This is a genomic window from Candidatus Chryseobacterium colombiense (assembly GCA_029203185.1).
GTDB lineage: Bacteria > Bacteroidota > Bacteroidia > Flavobacteriales > Weeksellaceae > Chryseobacterium > Chryseobacterium colombiense.
Window position 1 is genome coordinate 3,742,834 of sequence record CP119310.1, and the last position, 18,030, is coordinate 3,760,863.

At 35.2% G+C, this 18,030-nt stretch carries 19 protein-coding genes and 15 tRNA genes; 32 read left to right on the forward strand and 2 right to left on the reverse strand.

Features of this window, described 5'->3' with window-relative positions; genetic code table 11:
* The first annotated feature begins 70 nt into the window (after positions 1–70).
* The 31 genes from P0Y62_16995 (at position 71) to P0Y62_17145 (ending at position 16,454) form a co-directional block, all read left to right on the forward strand.
* Entirely contained in the window at positions 71–730 is a 660-nt protein-coding gene (locus P0Y62_16995) for a hypothetical protein (protein WEK69520.1), read from the forward strand.
* Positions 714–1,847: an AAA family ATPase gene (locus tag P0Y62_17000; GenBank protein WEK69521.1), complete on the forward strand. Its 1,134-nt coding sequence runs from the start codon at positions 714–716 to the stop codon at positions 1,845–1,847. The genes P0Y62_16995 and P0Y62_17000 overlap by 17 nt, the downstream gene beginning before the upstream one ends.
* Entirely contained in the window at positions 1,820–2,563 is a 744-nt protein-coding gene (locus tag P0Y62_17005; protein ID WEK69522.1) for a hypothetical protein, read from the forward strand. Before P0Y62_17000 ends, P0Y62_17005 begins: the two co-directional genes overlap by 28 nt.
* A complete protein-coding gene (locus P0Y62_17010) occupies positions 2,554–4,950 on the forward strand; it encodes a hypothetical protein (protein ID WEK69523.1) in 2,397 nt (798 codons plus the stop codon). Before P0Y62_17005 ends, P0Y62_17010 begins: the two co-directional genes overlap by 10 nt.
* Positions 4,934–6,619: an APC family permease gene (locus tag P0Y62_17015; protein WEK69524.1), complete on the forward strand. Its 1,686-nt coding sequence runs from the start codon at positions 4,934–4,936 to the stop codon at positions 6,617–6,619. Before P0Y62_17010 ends, P0Y62_17015 begins: the two co-directional genes overlap by 17 nt.
* Positions 6,616–7,638, forward strand: a complete 1,023-nt coding sequence (locus tag P0Y62_17020) for a hypothetical protein (GenBank protein ID WEK69525.1) — start codon at positions 6,616–6,618, stop codon at positions 7,636–7,638. The genes P0Y62_17015 and P0Y62_17020 overlap by 4 nt, the downstream gene beginning before the upstream one ends.
* 939 nt (positions 7,639–8,577) lie before the next feature.
* Positions 8,578–8,650: transfer RNA gene (locus tag P0Y62_17025), tRNA-His, on the forward strand.
* 89 nt (positions 8,651–8,739) lie between these two features.
* Positions 8,740–8,813: transfer RNA gene (locus P0Y62_17030), tRNA-Ile, on the forward strand.
* Between the two features lie 8 nt (positions 8,814–8,821).
* Positions 8,822–8,895: transfer RNA gene (locus tag P0Y62_17035), tRNA-Arg, on the forward strand.
* Between the two features lie 8 nt (positions 8,896–8,903).
* Positions 8,904–8,980 (forward strand) — tRNA-Lys (locus P0Y62_17040).
* 2 nt (positions 8,981–8,982) lie between these two features.
* A tRNA-Arg gene (locus tag P0Y62_17045) sits at positions 8,983–9,055 on the forward strand.
* Positions 9,056–9,058: 3 nt separating this feature from the next.
* Positions 9,059–9,143, forward strand: a tRNA-Ser gene (locus P0Y62_17050).
* Between the two features lie 5 nt (positions 9,144–9,148).
* A tRNA-Asp gene (locus P0Y62_17055) sits at positions 9,149–9,219 on the forward strand.
* 66 nt (positions 9,220–9,285) lie between these two features.
* Positions 9,286–9,357: transfer RNA gene (locus tag P0Y62_17060), tRNA-Pro, on the forward strand.
* Positions 9,358–9,363: 6 nt separating this feature from the next.
* Positions 9,364–9,436: transfer RNA gene (locus P0Y62_17065), tRNA-Glu, on the forward strand.
* A gap of 92 nt (positions 9,437–9,528) precedes the next feature.
* Positions 9,529–9,600, forward strand: a tRNA-Asn gene (locus tag P0Y62_17070).
* 294 nt (positions 9,601–9,894) lie between these two features.
* A tRNA-Cys gene (locus P0Y62_17075) sits at positions 9,895–9,976 on the forward strand.
* A 176-nt stretch (positions 9,977–10,152) separates the two neighbouring features.
* A tRNA-Tyr gene (locus P0Y62_17080) sits at positions 10,153–10,239 on the forward strand.
* 296 nt (positions 10,240–10,535) lie between these two features.
* A tRNA-Leu gene (locus tag P0Y62_17085) sits at positions 10,536–10,609 on the forward strand.
* A gap of 104 nt (positions 10,610–10,713) precedes the next feature.
* Positions 10,714–10,786: transfer RNA gene (locus tag P0Y62_17090), tRNA-Phe, on the forward strand.
* 60 nt (positions 10,787–10,846) lie between these two features.
* Positions 10,847–10,919, forward strand: a tRNA-Gln gene (locus P0Y62_17095).
* 38 nt (positions 10,920–10,957) lie between these two features.
* Positions 10,958–11,251, forward strand: coding sequence for a hypothetical protein (locus P0Y62_17100; GenBank protein ID WEK69526.1), 294 nt, complete (start codon positions 10,958–10,960; stop codon positions 11,249–11,251).
* 29 nt (positions 11,252–11,280) lie between these two features.
* Positions 11,281–11,766, forward strand: a complete 486-nt coding sequence (locus P0Y62_17105; protein WEK69527.1) for a ribonuclease H-like YkuK family protein — start codon at positions 11,281–11,283, stop codon at positions 11,764–11,766.
* Between the two features lie 94 nt (positions 11,767–11,860).
* Positions 11,861–12,406, forward strand: coding sequence for an exonuclease domain-containing protein (locus tag P0Y62_17110; protein ID WEK69528.1), 546 nt, complete (start codon positions 11,861–11,863; stop codon positions 12,404–12,406).
* Positions 12,407–12,412: 6 nt separating this feature from the next.
* Positions 12,413–12,790 (forward strand): hypothetical protein, encoded by a 378-nt coding sequence (locus P0Y62_17115; protein WEK69529.1) that lies wholly within the window; start codon positions 12,413–12,415, stop codon positions 12,788–12,790.
* Positions 12,787–13,377 (forward strand): DUF5565 family protein, encoded by a 591-nt coding sequence (locus tag P0Y62_17120; GenBank protein WEK69530.1) that lies wholly within the window; start codon positions 12,787–12,789, stop codon positions 13,375–13,377. Before P0Y62_17115 ends, P0Y62_17120 begins: the two co-directional genes overlap by 4 nt.
* A 119-nt stretch (positions 13,378–13,496) precedes the next feature.
* Positions 13,497–14,366, forward strand: a complete 870-nt coding sequence (locus tag P0Y62_17125; GenBank protein ID WEK69531.1) for a nucleoside hydrolase — start codon at positions 13,497–13,499, stop codon at positions 14,364–14,366.
* Positions 14,367–14,546: 180 nt separating this feature from the next.
* The gene (locus P0Y62_17130) at positions 14,547–15,110 is read left to right on the forward strand and encodes a metallophosphoesterase family protein (protein ID WEK69532.1); all 564 of its coding nucleotides are present in this window, start codon (positions 14,547–14,549) and stop codon (positions 15,108–15,110) included.
* A gap of 186 nt (positions 15,111–15,296) precedes the next feature.
* Positions 15,297–15,713, forward strand: a complete 417-nt coding sequence (locus tag P0Y62_17135) for an exonuclease domain-containing protein (protein WEK69533.1) — start codon at positions 15,297–15,299, stop codon at positions 15,711–15,713.
* Entirely contained in the window at positions 15,691–15,843 is a 153-nt protein-coding gene (locus tag P0Y62_17140) for a hypothetical protein (GenBank protein WEK69534.1), read from the forward strand. Before P0Y62_17135 ends, P0Y62_17140 begins: the two co-directional genes overlap by 23 nt.
* 26 nt (positions 15,844–15,869) lie before the next feature.
* Positions 15,870–16,454, forward strand: a complete 585-nt coding sequence (locus P0Y62_17145; GenBank protein ID WEK69535.1) for an exonuclease domain-containing protein — start codon at positions 15,870–15,872, stop codon at positions 16,452–16,454.
* A 152-nt stretch (positions 16,455–16,606) separates the two neighbouring features.
* Here the strand turns inward: P0Y62_17145 and P0Y62_17150 are convergent, their stop codons facing one another.
* Together P0Y62_17150 and P0Y62_17155 are read right to left on the reverse strand one after the other, a co-directional pair.
* Complete coding sequence (locus P0Y62_17150) at positions 16,607–16,945, reverse strand: GIY-YIG nuclease family protein (protein WEK69536.1); 339 nt, start codon at positions 16,943–16,945, stop codon at positions 16,607–16,609.
* Between the two features lie 8 nt (positions 16,946–16,953).
* Positions 16,954–17,379, reverse strand: a complete 426-nt coding sequence (locus P0Y62_17155) for a MarR family transcriptional regulator (protein ID WEK69537.1) — start codon at positions 17,377–17,379, stop codon at positions 16,954–16,956.
* Between the two features lie 199 nt (positions 17,380–17,578).
* Between P0Y62_17155 and P0Y62_17160 the strand changes: the two genes are divergently transcribed.
* Positions 17,579–17,932, forward strand: coding sequence for a hypothetical protein (locus P0Y62_17160; GenBank protein ID WEK69538.1), 354 nt, complete (start codon positions 17,579–17,581; stop codon positions 17,930–17,932).
* Positions 17,933–18,030: the final 98 nt, after the last annotated feature.

Genomic DNA, 18,030 nt, shown 5'->3' on the forward strand with positions numbered 1-18,030 from the left:
ATAGTATTTAATTTCCAATCATTAAGTTAAAAGTTTTATTCTCAGAGAAATAATTATATTTTTGTTGATCATGGAAACCAAATCCCCATTTTTAGACACTTTATTTCTGCTTCGGAAAGAAGAATGCATTACTATTTTTGCAGATGTAAAACCGATTTCATTAAAAGAAGAAAAGGAAGCCGCGGAATATTTTGAAACCGAATTCGAAAAAGAAAGACTGGAATTCTTTTCAGATCAGATTCCGTTTGATAAAGATGCAGCAGTTTGGGCAGCAAAAATCCTTTATCATAGTGTTCAGCTTTATCTCGTTCGGGAAAATACAGAAAAAAATCTGGCTAAACTTATCCCTGAATTTAAAGGTAAATTTGATCTTTCATCAAAATTATCCGCAGATTTATCACTAAGGTTTTTGCCGCAGATTGTAATCGCTCTGAAAAATGTAGATCCGGACGATCCTTTGATCGCATTACTTGAAACCATATTAAAACAATTTCATTATTCCGGAATTGAAGCAGATATAGAATTGGAACATCTGAACTGGGAAGAAGAGCTGAAAGATCCAACCTACAGAAAACTTTATCTTGAAAGAATTGTACGCAATAAAATATACAGACTGGCGGAAATTCCTTATATCCATCAATTATTGACAGCAGAATTCGGATGGTATAAAAATATTTTCTGGAAAGAATTAAAAATAAATAACACAGATCATAATGACTCAAAATATTGAAAAATTAAATAATGTTCTTAATTACGTAAAAAATACATTTGTCGGTAAAAACGATGTGGTAGATTTATTGGGAATCTGTCTGCTGGCAAGAGAAAATGCATTTTTATACGGTCCTCCCGGAACAGCAAAATCGGCTTTGGTAAGAACCTTGGCAAAAACGGTAAAAGACGGCAAAAACTTCGAATATCTTTTAACCAGATTTACTGAACCGAATGAAATCTTCGGACCTTTTGATATCAGAAAGCTCAAAGAGGGTGAACTTTTTACCAATACAGACGGAATGATGCCGGAAGCTTCATTGATTTTTCTTGATGAGATTTTCAATGCCAATTCTGCTATTTTGAATTCCCTTTTAATGGCTTTAAACGAAAAGATTTTTAAAAGAGGTAAAGAAACCAAACATCTTCCTGCACTCATGGTTGTAGGAGCAAGCAATGTACTTCCCGAAGACGAAGCCCTGAATGCTCTTTTCGACCGTTTTCTGGTAAGAATCAATGTAGACTATGTCAGTCCTGATCTTCTTCAGCAGGTTCTTTTAGCCGGAAGAAAACTTGAAACTACACAGGATTCAGATATTCCTGAAATTTTGGCTCATGAAATCAAAGAACTTCAGACTTTATGTAAGAATGTAGATTTGAAGCCGATTTATGAGGTATATCTTAATACAATTATAAGCCTGCGAAATACAGGAATCACCATTTCAGATCGTAGAGCGGTCAAAATGCAAAACCTTATCGCCGCAAGTGCTTTGATTTGCGGAAGAAATGAAGCAATACTATCGGATTTATGGGTATTGAAACATATTTGGGATACCGAAGAGCAGATCGAAATTCTAGAAGGGATCATCAATCGGACCATTGAAAAGGATGAAAATCCTCATTCCCATCCACAAGCCTTACAGAATAAAACTCCAAATTCTGAAGAAGTAATGAAGGATGTGAAAATACTGATAGATCAGTGGGAAACCGGAGGGTTGAGCTTTGAAGAACAAAATGTGATCAAAGACAAATTGAGATACCTTCAGACCCGTTGCGACTGGGTTACCCATGCAGAGCAGAAACAGTTCATCCAAAAAGAAATTGAAAGTTTATGGCAGAAGATTCTTCAGAGCGTTTAAAAGAATTTTGGGCAGAAATTCCCCGTAGAGACGAATATTCCTTAGGTTCAATCCGTGATTGGAAAAATATTCAGATTGCAGGAGATGGTGAGACCATTTGGCTGAAAGGCTTTACGGTTGAACAGGTAGCTTCATCGGAAATTAGGCAGCTTCCTGATTTTATTCTCTATGAACTGAAGAATGGACTTTTATTCAGGAGAAATGCATTGGTTCCAAGTAAAAAAGTAAGAACAGCTCTGCTTTGGTCGTCGATCGATAAAACATTAAAACTAACTTTTCCTCCATCCAATCATAATTTTTTTGGAATTGATGAGAAGATTGAAGTGCATCTTAAAAAAGGAGAACATGAATTTCCTGCTGCAGCACTCCTATGTTCTATTGATGATATTAAAGATAAGATTATAGAGATCCCGAAATTTAAGCTGGAAAGACTGGAGTGGATCGTTATTGATGATCAGGCCTTGTTGCTGGGGACTCCTTTGCTGGGTTTTCCCGGAAGAACCTTTTGGATGAAAGATGATCATCTGTTACCAACCGGATTTGATTTTGAATTTAAAAACCTGAGTTCTCTGTTACGTAAAAAATATAACAAAGATTCCGACAAATGGTTGTTGTGGAATGAAAACGGAAGTTATCTGGCTCTGAATAAAGAAGATTTCCGGAAGCTTTCGGTAAGCTCATTCCGTCTGACTCAAAAAGCAAGAGAATGGATTTAGTAAGTTATTTTCAATCGCACGAAAATTATTTCTGGGAATGGGTTACAGATAAGGATGTTCGTGACCTTTCCGGATATCTTGATAATAATCTTGTTTCTGTTCCCAATGTAGGTGCGATTGCTTACAGACCGTATATCATAGACGTGTTAAAAGAATTACAGCCGCAAGGTTTTCCGCCTTTCGGAACTTTTCTTCTTACGATGTATGCAACACAGGATGGATATCTTAATCTGAATGGTGTTTTTTATTATTTAAGAAAGCTCAGAACTGAAGAGACGAGCAGTTTCAATCTGGACATTACCAATGCCTGTCAGTTATTGGAAAATCTTAGTAAAATAGGGAGTTCCATGAAAAAAAGACAAAACAGGATCAATCTTTTTCAGACTATTTTTAAAGATGCCATTTACTTGGTTTCTACAGAAGAATCGGAATATATTTTGACTGCCTATTACAGAGGTCCGCAAAAAATTGCAGATGCGGCCCACAAACTTGTATTGACCTCCGATGTTTTCTATAAAGACATTGAAACGCTGTCCCATATTCATCATAAATTTCCGACAACAGAATCTATCATTAAAGCCATGCGTGGTCTGGTAGAAGAACCGGAAATTACAGAAGAAGTGGCGGGGAACGAAACAACCACAGAATCTGAAAAAGATTTTATTCAGGAACTTATTGAAGAGCCCAAAACTTTTCAGGTCGGAAGTTTGATTAAAAGAATCTGGAGCGGGCTGAAAATTCCGATGCGGCATCTTTCTCCTGGGGAACAGCCGATCGGAGGAGTTTCAGATATAACCAACAAAGGAGACCTTCACAGAATGCTTTTATCGGAATATGCCAATGAAGATGAGGTGTTTATGAACCGTATAGCCAACAATGAAGCCTTGTATATCCAGAGAGAAATACCACCGGAAGAAAATGTTTTCGAAAGAATTATCCTTATAGATACTTCCCTTAAAAACTGGGGAACTCCGAAAGTTTTGTCTTTTGCTTCAGCACTGGCCGTAATCAAACATCCGAAAGCACATTCCGACTGTAAGGTTTATGCTTTGGGACAGTCCAGTATTGCGATGACTCTGGACCGCGTGGAAGAGGTAATTGAAAACCTGAATCTTGTAAGCGGGACATTAGACGTTTCGGAAACGCTGGATTTATTTTTCAAGAAAGAACGCTCAGAAAAAGATCTGGAAGTGTTCTTTATCACGAATCATGAAAATTTAGCTAATGAAAATCTTCAGAAAGTCATTCATGAAAACAGAAACCGGTTGAAATTTTTGGTAACGACTTCTTCCGATGGAGAACTGAATTTTTATAAACACCATTTAGGAGCAAGAAAACATATCCAAAAAATTCTGCTTCCTCTGAAAGAACTTTGGGCGAATCCTCCGTACAGAAAAGCTAAAAGAACAATCAGCCAGAATACTAAAGGTGGAAAAACAGATGTGCCTCTCAATTATCCTTTACTTTTTCCCATTTCTCAGCAGAAGATTGCGAAGTTTATGTATGAAGGGGAATTTTTTATTTTAAGCAGTAAAAAGCAATTGTTGAGAACTTATCTGTCAGATAATTATTATAACAAAGATTACTATAGTGTGTACCGTATTTTACGGGGCTGTGAAGTTTTGTTTGAAGGAATTTCTGTAAAGGACAAAGGAATGTTTGCCTTGGCTAAAAATAAACAGCAACAATTTATTTTGTGTCAGTATCAGCCGGATAAAAACCTGGTTTCAAAACTTAATATCGAAACAAAAGAATATTCCGAACTGAATATATCCGGTTTTGAGGTTCCGGTGAATATGGAACTGGTATATTTTAACAGACATTTTTATTTGCATCAAAACGATTTACCCACCATTTTTGAGATCAATCTGGAAGGTGAGGTTTCTTTGGAAGTTGTGAAAAATGATCCTGAGATTGCTAAAAATATAGAAAAAGTAAAAATTGAGGTTGAGAAACTTCAGTATAACAGTTATAAATTTATCAGTAGTTTTATTCATATCGGCATTAATGAAAATCGTAACCTGGTCGTTTCTAAAAATGAACTGAGCATCTGGGGCGCTTCTGTTTATTTATTTAAAAATCAATCTCCATTCTTTTTAGTAGCCCATCAGGATAAAAATAAATTTACATTTTCGGATGGAAGCGAAATCATTGCAGATTCCCGTGGAATGCTCACTTTCAGAAGTATTAATGCTAATATACCAGAATTTTATATGCCAACTACTATCAATACTGTCATGGCACTGGCTACAGAAACGGAATTTGGAGGAGCAGAATATTTTTTACCGGATCACACGTTATTGAAAGTAAGAACAATTAAAGAAATGTGTGAAGATTATTTACAACCTTTTATAGATCAAGTACTGGAATATGGAGTTAAAGATTAGACCGTTTCCGAAAAACAACTATCCAAAACGGGGAATTCTTATAAAAAGTGCCTCACCTTTGGATTGGTTCTTCGAAATAGAATCGTTGGGAATAGATCTTAATGCGTTACAGTCATTCGCCATTCCGTCCTTTGAGCCTAACATTCTGTATGGGTGCTTCATTATTTTTGGAGGAAATGCTCCTGGAGATATTGGGAAAAATGCATACTTTCAATGTTTTGATAATACATTATTTATTCCCGAGAATACGGATTTTTATCCTAAAATAACTTCTGATGACTGGAAAAATATAGAGGCTAAATATATCATCATGCATCCTGATTTTGGATTGGTCAAATTAAATGAAACAATAGACTGGTCTTCATTATTACAGGAATCTGTTACAACAGAAGTCAGGGTAAAAAGGCCATCAAACGGAGTATTCGTTCCGCAAAAGATCCGAAGTTATAAAGTGGATATGAATGATGATGAGCTGTTGAATGAGCTTCTGAATCCCACAACAGATGAAGAATGGATGAAAAATCTGCCATTTGATTTGGAAAAATTAAAAGCGGGAGATGAAAATGAGATTTTGAAATACATCGAATATTTGAAAAAATATCCTGAACGTGCTGTTTATTTGGGTATTCCGTTGGATATTCATTCTGCTTTACGAGGTGGTTTCGGAAATTTTAATTGGGGGGGATTTGACAGTTTTGGGGGAGGTAGTGAGGCTTCTTCGAAAGAAAATGGGACGACAGGTAAAATAACGGGTCCTCAAAAGATGTTGATCATCATTTTAGCACTTATCGTAATGATTATTTTCGCAATAGATTTTGGACGAAATCAGGCGAGGCAGGGGCAGGAAATATCTTCGGATTCATACAGTGAAAATACCGTTGAAGCAAACCCTTATACAGAAAATGAAGAAGGATTGGTTTTCGAATCCGGATTTACAGAGATTGACAGAAAAGTAGATTCAATATTTGGAAATGAGAGAAGTTGGTTAATCATTGACTATAAACGTAATATCAACAACAAAGAAGGGAAAGCAGAAATGCTGTGGAAAATTGAAAAATACAGAGCTAAAGAAAAGAAATTAAGAGACTCATTAAAAAAAATATACCAAAAAAAGATAGATCAGGTTGTAGAGCTTAAAACAAAGAATTATCATAAGAAAGTTCTGGATTCTATTATGAAAGATTCTTCAAGTAAGATGTCGAAAGGATCCAAGGAGCTTTATGCAGATGATGTGCTGGAAATTAGAAAAAGGTTGCTCAGCGATTCTCTGGCCAGAATTTACGGAACTTCACAGGAAACGGACCCTCAAATTGTACTGAATGAAAATGCAGGGAAAAGAACAGTTGAAGTAAAAAATCAGATTCCTGAAAAAAGAGAAATTACACTTTCTGAGATCATATGGTTTTTACTTTTCATTATAGGAGCTGTGTTTGCTTATTCTTATTTTATTAAGAAGAAACCTTTATATATGGGAGGAGATTATGTTTCGGACGGAATTAAAATAATTCTCATCGTTATTCTGGGAGCTGCATTACTATATATTTTCTATCCGCTTATCAACTCTTTCGGATACAATTGGCTGGTTTGGCTGCTGATCATTGGAGTGGTTATTCTCCTTTATCGCCTATTTAGTGAGGATGAAAACATTTTAAAATCAGGGAAAAAATGAAAAAGCAAAAGTTTATAGAAAAGTTTTTGACGGCATTCTTTATTCTTGTGATTTTTAAGGTGATTGCTATTATTGCCCAATCATCTCGAATGAATATGGGGCATATTTTGGGAAGTGTATTTAAGTTTATATTTTTTGCCGCTATTGCCATTGTGCTTATTGTCATTCTGCAAAATCAGGAAAAAGATCCGCAGCCACCGGTAAGAAAATCCTATGGAGGAACTAGTGGTTCATATATAGACACTTCATTGTTTGACAAGCTGAGAAGCATGTATGAAGATATTGCCAGAAAACATATCGAGGATAATGAATATAAAAAAGCAGCTATCGTCTATATGAATCTTTTAAAAGATAATTATCGTGCCGCTTCAACCCTGGAACAGGGTGAGTTTTATAATGAGGCAGCTGTTGTTTTTCTTAAAAAAGTACAAAGTAAAGGAGATGCTGCCAATTGCTATGTGAAGGCAAAACAATACGATAAAGCCATTACACTATATAAAGAACTTCAGCAAAAAGAGAAAGTCGGGGATTTATATAAAGAGATCAATGATCTTGAAAATGCATTTGTATTTTATCAGATGGTTGTTGATGATTATATGCAGAGTCATCAGATGGTAAAAGCATCTTTGATATACCGAAACAAAATGGAATCTCCGGAGAAGGCCCAAAAGGTTTTGCTTCAAGGCTGGAGGGAAAATAAAGAGGCTCTTAATAGCCTTAATACCTATTTTTCAAATATTTCTGAAATCAATACACTGGAAAAAGAAATTCAGTATTTGTATAAAGAAACCCCGTCAGATAAAAAACTGATTTATCTGGAAGCCATGAAAATCGAATTCAAAAAAGATCAGCGATTGCAGAAGCCTACAAGGGATATTGCATATAATATTATTGCTGAAAACATCAACAGCCGTTCCGAAATTGTGAATGATCTGAAATATTTCAATCCAAAAGATGAGGTGATTTTGAAGGATATTTCGAGGTATAAGACAGGAAGAAATAAGATGTTTAGAAATTGAGTTGGTAAAGATACGATAAGACTTAATCCATAGATGGATGCTTCAGCTTCGTTCAGCATGACACCACTACAAAATGAATTCATTTAATGAGAAAAAATGTCATGCTGAGCGAAGTCGAAGCATCTTTTTAAATGATACCAAATTAATAGCACTTATTGCATTGATCGAATAATCAATCAGTAGAGCTGTTTTTATTCAATAAAAAAAGATTTATCTTTGCCCCAGTAAAATTATGACAATACAAAGAGCACATATCAGTTTAAATCTATGCGATCGCCCTGTAATAAAGGGATCGTTTGGATATGAATGGATGATATCAGATGAGGCGAAATGTGCTTGCTTTGGAAATTATTTACAATAAACCCGTAAGAATTTTATCAAAATATAGTAAAAACGCCTCGATAATCGAGGCGTTCTTTGTGTTTTTAGAGCAGAAATTATTTAGAATGAAAAAAAATAACCATAAAAGTGAAAATTATTTAAACAAAAATGAACAATTAATAAGAAAATAAAGCGTGATCAATAACCCGATGAGAGACAGTCATTTAGGTATTTAAGACATCTGCAAAGTATTGCGGACAGAAATTCTCTATTTTAAAATTTAAATTTAATTAGCTGATTTTCAAATATTTAAATGAAAAATAAATTTGCGAGTTAAAAAAAATCATATTTACTTTGCAACCGAAAATTGAAAGCAACAAGTTTTCAGACCTTTCAAAAAAACTTTTTTAAAACAATAAATAAAATGAAACAATTACATAACATATCTAATTTACCTTCAAGACAACGCGGTGGAGAACCGATGGGGCAGGGATACGTTTGTATTATTCTTCTTGATAGTGAATTTGTGGGAAAAAGGTGCTTATATACATAGGTCAGCTAATATAGCGACACGTCTAAAAATATAAAGCGCCTCCCAAAAAGAGGCGCTTTTTTTATGGTTTCTCTAGCTTATTTGGTAAAGCGTCGGTCTGTGGAACCGAAGAACAGGGTTCGATCCCCGGAGATACCCAAAATGTGAATGGTCAATAGTGAATTTTGTTTCACAAGTAAATTGACAAGCAAAGCGAATTGACAATTGACCATTCACAACAAAAATACAATCTCATAGCTCAATTGGTTGGAGCATCGACCTGATACGTTGAAGGTTGAAGGTTCGAGTCCTTCTGGGATTACAAAATAAAATCTCATGGCTCAATTGGATAGAGGGTCGGTTTACGACACCGAAGGTTGAGGGTTCGAATCCTTCTGAGATTACAAAAAACAATCTCATAGCTCAAATGGTTAGAGCACCGGTCTTTTAAACCGGGGGTTGAAAGTTCGAATCTTTCTGGGATTACCAAGGTTTCGTAGCTTAATTGGATAGAGCATGGATTTTCTAAATCCAGGGTTACAGGTTCGAGTCCTGTCGGAATAACAAGGAGAGTAGGCAAATATTGGTTTGTTGCGGCTTACTGCTAATGAGTTCTACGACAGTAGTGAAGGTTCGATTCCTTTGCTCTCCGCAAAAGGTCTATTGAGGTAATGGTAACCTTCCCGACTGTCTCTCGGGTGCCGCGAGTTCGATTCTCGCATAGACCGCTAAGATTCATGGAAATTTCAGATCCGACTGTCTCTCGGAAAAGAAATTGAAGTGAATCTGTAAAACTGGAAAGATAATGGTGGTTGTTTACCCGCCTTGGACGCGGGAGGTCATAGGTTCGAATCCTATTTTCCAGACAGTTTGCTCCATTCGTCTAATGGTTTAGGACGGCTGCCTTTCGAGCAGTAGATAAGAGTTCGATTTTCTTATGGAGTGCAAAAAATGAATAGTGAATTTTACTTGGTAAGTGAGTTTAAAAATTGACCAGCAAAGCGAATTGACAATTCACTATTCACAAATTAAAAAATGATTTCGTAGCTCAATGGCAGAGCACTGGTCTGTTAAACCAGAAGTTGAAAGTTCGAGTCTTTCCGGAATCGCAAAAACTAAATGTTAATTGTTTCAAAGAGAAAAAGAAAAGGTTTGTCGAGAGCAGAAGATCTTTACGCCAAAAACACGATATAATATAGACAAACTTTTTCTTAACTCACTTGAAACTCAATGATGAAAGTTTTAAACATAATATAAATTTTTAGGTAAAATAAAGTTTGTCAAAGCGCAGGAGTTCTTATATCAAACAAAAATTAAGACAAGCTTTATTTTTTAATTAGAAATTAGAATTTAGAAATGTGATATTATCTAAAAACTATCAACTAACAACTAGTTGCAAAAACGATGGTTCGCCGAAGTGGAAGAGTCGGGGCGGTCTGCAAAACCGTTGCGCAAGCTGAGTGGGTTTGAATCCCATAACCATCTCAAATAACTAAAATGAGATGAGTTCCGAAGAAAAAAAAGTTTGTCGAGCGTAGAAGTTCTTATATCAAACTAAAAATTAAAGACAGGCTTTGTTTTTCTTCACAAAAAAAGAAGTTAAATGTTAAAAGCTAGAAATTAGAGATATAGCATTATCCAAAAACTAGCAACCAAAAAAGGGAAGTACGCCGGAGCTGGAGAGCCGGGGCAGACTGTAAATCTGTTGCTTCATTGCTGAGTAGGTTCGAATCCTACTGCTTCCACCAACACCGCTGATAATGTAATGGCAGCATGCAGGAAATGTACTCTTGTTGTTCAGGTTCGACTCCTGGTCAGATGGTCAAAAAATGAAATAGGGAACGAGAAAGGTTTTGTCAAGCGCAGAAGATCTTTACAAAAAAATTACAGGCATAGTTTATAATTCGACAAAGCTTTCTCAGACCTAAAATATAAGTAATGCGTAATGTGCAATGAGTAATTATTGTGATGGATAATTAATTATGAATTTATTAGCATAGTTTTTTTATTACTGATTACCAATTACTCATTGCCTATAAAACTTGTGGGAATGGTGGAAATGGCAGACACACTTGATTTAGGCTCAAGGTTTTGGGGGTTCGAATCCCTCTTCCCGTACAAAATATGAGTAATAGGTAATCAGCAATGAGTAATTGCGAACGTAAATGATAAAGTATGATTTTAATATTACTAATTAACCATTGCTCATTACCTATAAAAATGGAAGAGTGGTGTAGCAGGTCTGCACGTTAGTCTGAAAAACTAAAGGTACAGGTTCGATTCCTGTCTGTTCCGCGAAATATGAGTAATAAGTTACGCGCCAAAATATTACTAATTACCTATTACTCATGAAACTGATTCATAGTGTAATTGGTCAGCACACAAGACTTTGACTCTTGTTGTTCAGGTTCGAGTCCTGATGAATCAACTTATGAAATCATACTAATAACCAAAAAAACAATAACCATGAAAGATTCAATAAAAATGATTCTGGTAGGTATGATGTCCTTCATTGCTATAGCCAGGAGTTGTGTGAAAACAAGTACGCGGGTTGCTCATATTTCTGAACCTATGCTGATGGAAACAAAATACCTGAAAAATGCGAATGCATTAGAAAAAGAAAGCGAAAATAGCTTCAGTGCTGTAAAAGCAATAAAATCCACTAAAGAAGTGGCCGATGTTGTGGAGTTTACTGAAAAACTGATAAAAAAAGATAGTTTGAAAACAAATATTAAACCTGTAAACACTATTAAAAAATGAAAAAATAGGTTTACAAAAAACTTAAAAAAATGGAAACGCAACAACAAACATGGCAGAACATGACGGGAAAAATTTTCCAACAGTCTATCACACAGCTGGTAGAAGAAGCCATCATCCGCGAACAGGCAAAAGGACACCGATTGAAAGTATGTGTGGGTTCAGACTCCCACGTTTATGGGGAGGCTATCAATTATGCTACGGCGGTTGTCTTTATTCGTGAGGGAAAAGGAGCGTTTACCTTTATCAGAAAAGAAAGAGAAATACAAAGTATCAGTATCAAAGAGCGTATGTTGAACGAGGTAAACAAATCCGTAGAAATCGCTTATGCCATTTGCTCTATTCTGGAAACTTATGATGTGGAAATGGAGGTACACGCAGACATTAACACAGACCCGGATTTTAAATCTAACGTAGCGTTGAGAGACGCCATGGGATATATTCTGGGAATGGGATATGTATTTAAAGCAAAACCTTACGCATTCGCAAGTTCTAATTGTGCTGATATGATGGTGTGATATAAAGTTGGGAGCGGGATGAGAGGAGTTTTTTAACAGTCTGAATTTAACCTCCTATATCTGGCTTCCAACTTCCATCCAAAAATAAATTAAAATGTTTTTATACGACAAAGTAATCGTCATAGATATTGAAGCCACGTGCTGGGAAAAAGGACAAATCCCCGAAAATCAGAAAAGAGAAATCATTGAGATCGGGATTTGTAAACTCAATATGTCGGACGGAAATATCGAAGAAAAGAGAAGTTATCTGATAAAACCAACACATTCGGAAGTAAGCGAATATTGTACTCAATTGACAGGAATTACTCCCGAAAAATTGGAAAAAGAAGGAATTTCATATAAAGAGGCCTGTTCAAATATAAAAAACAGATACAATTCATTACGAAGAACATACGCAGGTTATGGCGGATTCGATAAATCAATTATGGAAAGTCAATGTAAAGAATTTGATGTTAAATTTCCATTTAGTGAAACCTATCTTGACTTGAAAGTATTGATAAGTTTAATGTCTGGAGAAAAACCAATCGGACTTTTAAAAGAACTTGAAGCAAGAAATATAGATTTTGAAGGAAGTAATCACAATGGTGCAGATGACGCTTTTAACACAGCGAAATTATTGTATCATGTTTTAAAAAAGTAAAAACCAATGGAAATAACAAAAAGATTATTGTTTCTGGATGATATAAGATATCCGATTGAGGCGTATCATTATACCAAACAGGATATTTTCCTCAGAAAAGACTGGCATATCGTTCGAAATTACGAACAGTTTGTCAACAGAATTTTGGAAAAAGGACTTCCGGAAATGATCTCTTTTGATCACGACCTTGCGGACGAACATTATCTGGAACCGAATTCTCAGGAATTTATTGAAAAAACAGGCTACGATTGTGCAAAATGGCTGGTAGAATATTGTATGGATAATAACACAGACTTACCAAAATTTTATTGTCACTCCATGAATCCTGTTGGAAAGGAAAATATTGAAAGCCTTTTAAAAAACTTTAAAAAACTATTAAAATGAAAAAGATAAGTACACTATTCAAAAAAGATATACATAATTTAGGAAGAGTTATTAACGAAATTAATCCTGAAAATAATTGGGTTTTTGATGGAAAAGCTATTGCTACACAAAAGTATGACGGTTCTGCATGTGCAGTAATCAACGGTAAATTATATAAAAGATACGATGCCAAGAAAGGAAAAACAGCTCCTGAAGGCGCAATTCCGTGTCAGGAAGCAGATCTTATTACCGGCCATCATCCGCATTGGGTAGCGTGTGATATTGATAAAAAAGAAGATCAATACTTTTGGGAAGGTTTCAACGCTTTGGCTGAATTAGGTGAGGTAGAAGACGGAACGTACGAACTTATTGGAGAGAAGATACAAGGAAATCCCGAAAATATTAAAGGTCATTTATTGGTAAAACATGGAGAAAATATTCTTAGTTTGGAAAGTTTGGATTTTGAATTTATCAAGAACTTTTTGAGTAATCCTGAGAATAATATGGAAGGTATTGTTTTCCATCATACCGCTGATCATCGGATGTGTAAAATTAGAAAATCTGACTTTGGCGTCCGCAGAAAAGTAGTAAAAGAACTTGTTGTTTAAAATAAGGATTAAGTTTCGGTAATTCATTTTATCGAAACTTTTTACGGGTTAAATTGAACCAGAAATTTATCTATCTAATTAATTAAAAATATTTATTAAACTAAAAACTAAAAATAATCATGAAATATAAATTACCTTTTCATTTTGATATGGAAACGGCTGATCCGGATGATTCTATGACGTTGGCTATTTTGGCAACGCATCCGAAGCTTCATCTGGCAAGCGTTTCTATACATCCGGGAGGAAAAGATCAAATCGGATTTGTAAGACGAGTCTTGCAAATTTTGGACAGGGAAGATGTACGCATTGGATGTGGAATTCCGAAAAATTCAGCCAGCCGGGTTTCGGATTTTTATCGAAATTGGGTTGGGAAATTTGAAAATTCTGAAGCAGATGATACGGCGGCAAAAATTATGGCTGAAACACTTCATCAATTTCCTGATTGTACTTTATTGACTGGAGCAGCCCTTACAAATCCGTATGCTCTCTGGGGAAACGGAGTTTTCTTTGATCGTTGGTTTTGCCAAGGCGGTTTTGCAGGGGATAATATTGTTCCAAAAGAACATCGGCTGGAAAAATTTGACGGGAAAATTACCTGTGCGACTTTCAACCTGAATGGAAATCCGTTGGCTGCAGAAAAGTTACTGTCAATTCCAATGACAGAAAGGCGACTGATCAGTAAAAATGTATGTCACTCCGCTGTTTTTACTAAGAAAGATGCAGAAATGCTCATCCCGTTTCAAAATGAAAATAAAGGACTGAAATTGTTTCTTAAAGCAGTGGAGCTTAAAGAAAAAGCACTTCATGATACTGTTGCGGCCTTATTGGCTATAGATCCTTCAAAAGCAGTTTGGGCAGAAGTTATTCCTTACAGACAACGTGGTGAGTGGGGTTCTCAGAAAGAGGAAGAAAATTCCGGACATAATTCATCATTGATCACAACTCACATTCCGGATTTAAAAGATCTGTGGATGTTGATTAAACCTTAAGAATTAATATTTATTAAACTAAAATTACAAAATTTATAGGTTGATATGCATAGAGTTGTCATTCAGAACGTAACGAAGTGGAGTGAAGAATCTGTAAAAATTAAGTTGAGATTCTTCCTTCGTCAGAATGACATTAAGAACCTAGAATTTTTGTAATTAAAAAACAAACAATTAAAAAAAATGAAACCCAATATATTTTTCACAGCAGACCACCATTTTGGTCACGAAAATATTATAAAATTTTCCGAAAGACCTTTTGAGTCTTTAGAACACATGAATGAAGAACTCATCAAAAGATGGAATGAAAGGATCGGCAAGGACGATACTGTTTACCATTTGGGCGATATCAGTTTAGGAAAACCAGATTTCACGAAAGAAATTTTGGATCGATTAAATGGAAATATTCATTTAATAAAAGGCAATCACGAAGGTGCAGCACTGACTTATCCTAAAAGATTTGCTTCGATCAGAGATTATCACGAACTGAGAATTGACGAGCCTGAAAACAGTAATGGCAAACAGAAAATCATTCTTTTTCATTATGCCATGAGAACATGGAACGGTTCACATCGCGGAGTTTGGCAACTCTACGGACATTCACACGGAACATTGCCGGATGATGAAATGGCATTGAGCTTCGATGTGGGTGTAGATTGTCATAATTTTTACCCGGTTTCTTACGAAGAAGTGAAAGAAATTATGAAAAAGAAAAAATGGACGCCACCGTTTGCTCCGAGAAATTAAATAGGCTCCCTTCGGGGAGCTTTTTCTAAAATATTTTTTACTACGTAAATAGAATGCGTACAAATGGCTTTACCTTTGCATAGTTTTAGCACCAACAGCAATTCTTCTTTAGGGTATTTCTTCCCGCTTCTCCCCCGAAAAACCAAATGCAGATGAATGAAAAATAAGTAGAATAAAATAATAAAAATGAAAACAACCAATGAAATTGTAATCATCGATTTGGAAGCCACATGTTGGGAAAACGACAGAATTCCCGCCGGACAAAAAACCGATATTATAGAAATTGGAATTTGCGAATTAAACAGAACAACACAGGCAATTTCCAAGAAACAAAGTATTTATGTAATTCCAGAAAGGTCTAAGATCAGTAAATTTTGTACGGATCTGACCGGAATTACACCACAATTAATTGAAGAAAAAGGAATCTATTTCGAAGAAGCCTGTGGGAAAATCAGAGATGAATATGGCTCAACTCAGCTTACCTGGGCAGGTTTTGGAAACTTTGATAAAGAGCAGATTATCGAACAATGCGATTACCTAGGCATTGAAAAACCCTTTTTCCGAAAATTACATCAACGTGATGTATCAATTCAAAAATTATAACGGACTTCATAAAATGATGGGCTTGAAAAGAGCCTTAAAGTTTCTGAATATGAATTTTGAAGGCAATCATCACAGTGGAGCAGACGATGCTTACAACGCCGCTAAGATTTTAAGAGAAATTTTGCGGTAAATTTTTAACAACAATAATTAAAAAAAGTGAAAACAACAGACAACATATTAATTATAGACCTTGAAGCCACGTGTTGGAATGACCGACCGCCGAGAGGTCAGGAAAGTGAAATCATAGAGATCGGAGTTTGTATTATGGATGCAAAAACCGGTAAGATTTCCAAAAATGAGGGAATTTTAGTGAAGCCTCAATACTCGAAAGTGAGTCCGTTTTGTACGGAGCTGACGTCCATTACCCAGAAAATGCTTGATGATGAAGGTATTTTACTGGAAGATGCATTAGATATTCTGAGAGCAGAATACGATTCTGAGGACCTGACCTGGGCTAGTTACGGAAACTACGACCTCAATATGCTCCAAAATCAGGCAAGAAGATTTCAGACAGATTATCCTTTGAGTGATGACCATATCAATGTGAAAACCTTATTCGGAGAATTGCATCCGACGGTTCGCAAAAGTGTCGGAATGGCAAGAGCTTTGGGCGAACTGAATCTCAAGCTTGAAGGTACCCATCACAGAGGTGTGGACGACGCTAAAAATATTGCGAAAATATTGCATTGGTGTTTACAACAATACTACCTGAATCTCTGTTGTCAAAGCGGATTACTCTGAAACCTTTTTCAACCAATAATCCACAAAATGATTGATCCCAACGAATCATCTGACTTCCCAGTCCGGAAATTAAAACTATGGTTTCATTATTGTTTTTGCCAAAATCTCGTAGCATAAATCCACATTACCAATCTGAATATTTTTCATCATAATTAATATAATGCTGTTTTTATTTCAGAAATAAGAATTTGTTCTGCCTTTGAAATTTCCTGACGATAATTAATGTAGCTATTTTCATGATTATCAATAATATGAATGAATTCAAAAGTAAAAACATCATTTCCAAATTCTTTCCAGTCTTTTTGCAGTTCGGAATTTGTGAATTGTCCGCTGTTTAACTGAAATTTTATTTTATTCACCAATGCTTCAAGGTTTAAACTTCCCTGAATAAACTGTTTTCCCGTAACCGTGTTTTTTACAGAAATAATCCCCATTGTTATTTTGTGATCTTTTGCTCTTTCTCTAAGTTGTTGTTTTATAGTATTTTTCATTTTAATATCTATTGAATATTTCCTCCCAGTTCAAATAAAAGATCATTCATTGTTTGTAAAGATTTGTTTTTTTTCATTGGGAAAATATCTTTAGTCACATTTTCTGCTGTCACTTTGGCTTCTTCAAAAACTTTTTTTCCCGTTTCTGTAATGACAACATAGCTCACTCTTGCATCCCTTTCATTTGCCTCTCTGGAAACCAAACCTATTTTTTCCAAAGGATTCAGAAGTCGGGTAATTCCGGAAGCGGTCAGTCCGATTTTTTCTGCCAGATCAATTCTTCGCATTTTGCTTTCGGATGAATTGTAAAGCACATAAAGAATTACAAAATCATTGAAGCTCAACCCATGAACACTCAAAGAATCAAACTTTCTGGCAATGATTGACTGAAGTTTGTTAATATTCATTAAAAATAATAAATCTGAATTAATCATTGAAATATATTTGAGTTATCAAGTATTTTTATTTTGCAAATATATATAAATTAATTGTAATTATTTTTTGAAAATATTTGAATCTAATTTATAATGATTGACAATTGTTACACTTGAAATTTTTTTTTCATTAAAAATAATACAACGCAAAAAGGTTGCGTAATTCTCTTTTTACTTTGCATCATCAAAATGAACCAATATGAAAAATATTCAGCTTTTATGTAAATCTTGTACAGTAGAATTGACTGGCATTTTAACTGTTGTTTCCGAATCTCAATTGAAATGGAAGTGGGGATATAATATTCTGGGAGAAAGACAAGCTGTAGTACATTTAGATTACAAAAATTCTATTTTAACCAATCTTGATGACGAAAAATTAATTGATCATTCTGATTTTGGAAGATTTTCAGGCTGTTGCGGAAGTTCAGGTTCGAATGGAGTAAATAGGCTTTGCAAAAATGGACATGAAGTGGCAACTGAAAGTTCAGATTGCTGCACTCCTACCTATTTACATTTTAGCTTGGATCATGTAATAATCAAAGAAATACTTTAAATAGTATTTCTGTAAAAATATCAGGCAGGTCTTGTTGGGTGTTTCTGTATAGCACTATTGCAGAAGAATTTGTTGAGAAACATGATTTTGTTCTGTTC

Coding starts and splice junctions, on each gene's coding strand:
- P0Y62_16995 (WEK69520.1), top strand. CDS start 71: ATGGAAACCAAATCCCCATTTTTAGACACTTTATTTCTGCTTCGGAAA.
- P0Y62_17000 (WEK69521.1), top strand. CDS start 714: ATGACTCAAAATATTGAAAAATTAAATAATGTTCTTAATTACGTAAAA.
- P0Y62_17005 (WEK69522.1), top strand. CDS start 1,820: ATGGCAGAAGATTCTTCAGAGCGTTTAAAAGAATTTTGGGCAGAAATT.
- P0Y62_17010 (WEK69523.1), top strand. CDS start 2,554: ATGGATTTAGTAAGTTATTTTCAATCGCACGAAAATTATTTCTGGGAA.
- P0Y62_17015 (WEK69524.1), top strand. CDS start 4,934: ATGGAGTTAAAGATTAGACCGTTTCCGAAAAACAACTATCCAAAACGG.
- P0Y62_17020 (WEK69525.1), top strand. CDS start 6,616: ATGAAAAAGCAAAAGTTTATAGAAAAGTTTTTGACGGCATTCTTTATT.
- P0Y62_17100 (WEK69526.1), top strand. CDS start 10,958: ATGAAAGATTCAATAAAAATGATTCTGGTAGGTATGATGTCCTTCATT.
- P0Y62_17105 (WEK69527.1), top strand. CDS start 11,281: ATGGAAACGCAACAACAAACATGGCAGAACATGACGGGAAAAATTTTC.
- P0Y62_17110 (WEK69528.1), top strand. CDS start 11,861: ATGTTTTTATACGACAAAGTAATCGTCATAGATATTGAAGCCACGTGC.
- P0Y62_17115 (WEK69529.1), top strand. CDS start 12,413: ATGGAAATAACAAAAAGATTATTGTTTCTGGATGATATAAGATATCCG.
- P0Y62_17120 (WEK69530.1), top strand. CDS start 12,787: ATGAAAAAGATAAGTACACTATTCAAAAAAGATATACATAATTTAGGA.
- P0Y62_17125 (WEK69531.1), top strand. CDS start 13,497: ATGAAATATAAATTACCTTTTCATTTTGATATGGAAACGGCTGATCCG.
- P0Y62_17130 (WEK69532.1), top strand. CDS start 14,547: ATGAAACCCAATATATTTTTCACAGCAGACCACCATTTTGGTCACGAA.
- P0Y62_17135 (WEK69533.1), top strand. CDS start 15,297: ATGAAAACAACCAATGAAATTGTAATCATCGATTTGGAAGCCACATGT.
- P0Y62_17140 (WEK69534.1), top strand. CDS start 15,691: ATGTATCAATTCAAAAATTATAACGGACTTCATAAAATGATGGGCTTG.
- P0Y62_17150 (WEK69536.1), bottom strand. CDS start 16,945: ATGAAAAATACTATAAAACAACAACTTAGAGAAAGAGCAAAAGATCAC.
- P0Y62_17155 (WEK69537.1), bottom strand. CDS start 17,379: ATGATTAATTCAGATTTATTATTTTTAATGAATATTAACAAACTTCAG.
- P0Y62_17160 (WEK69538.1), top strand. CDS start 17,579: ATGAAAAATATTCAGCTTTTATGTAAATCTTGTACAGTAGAATTGACT.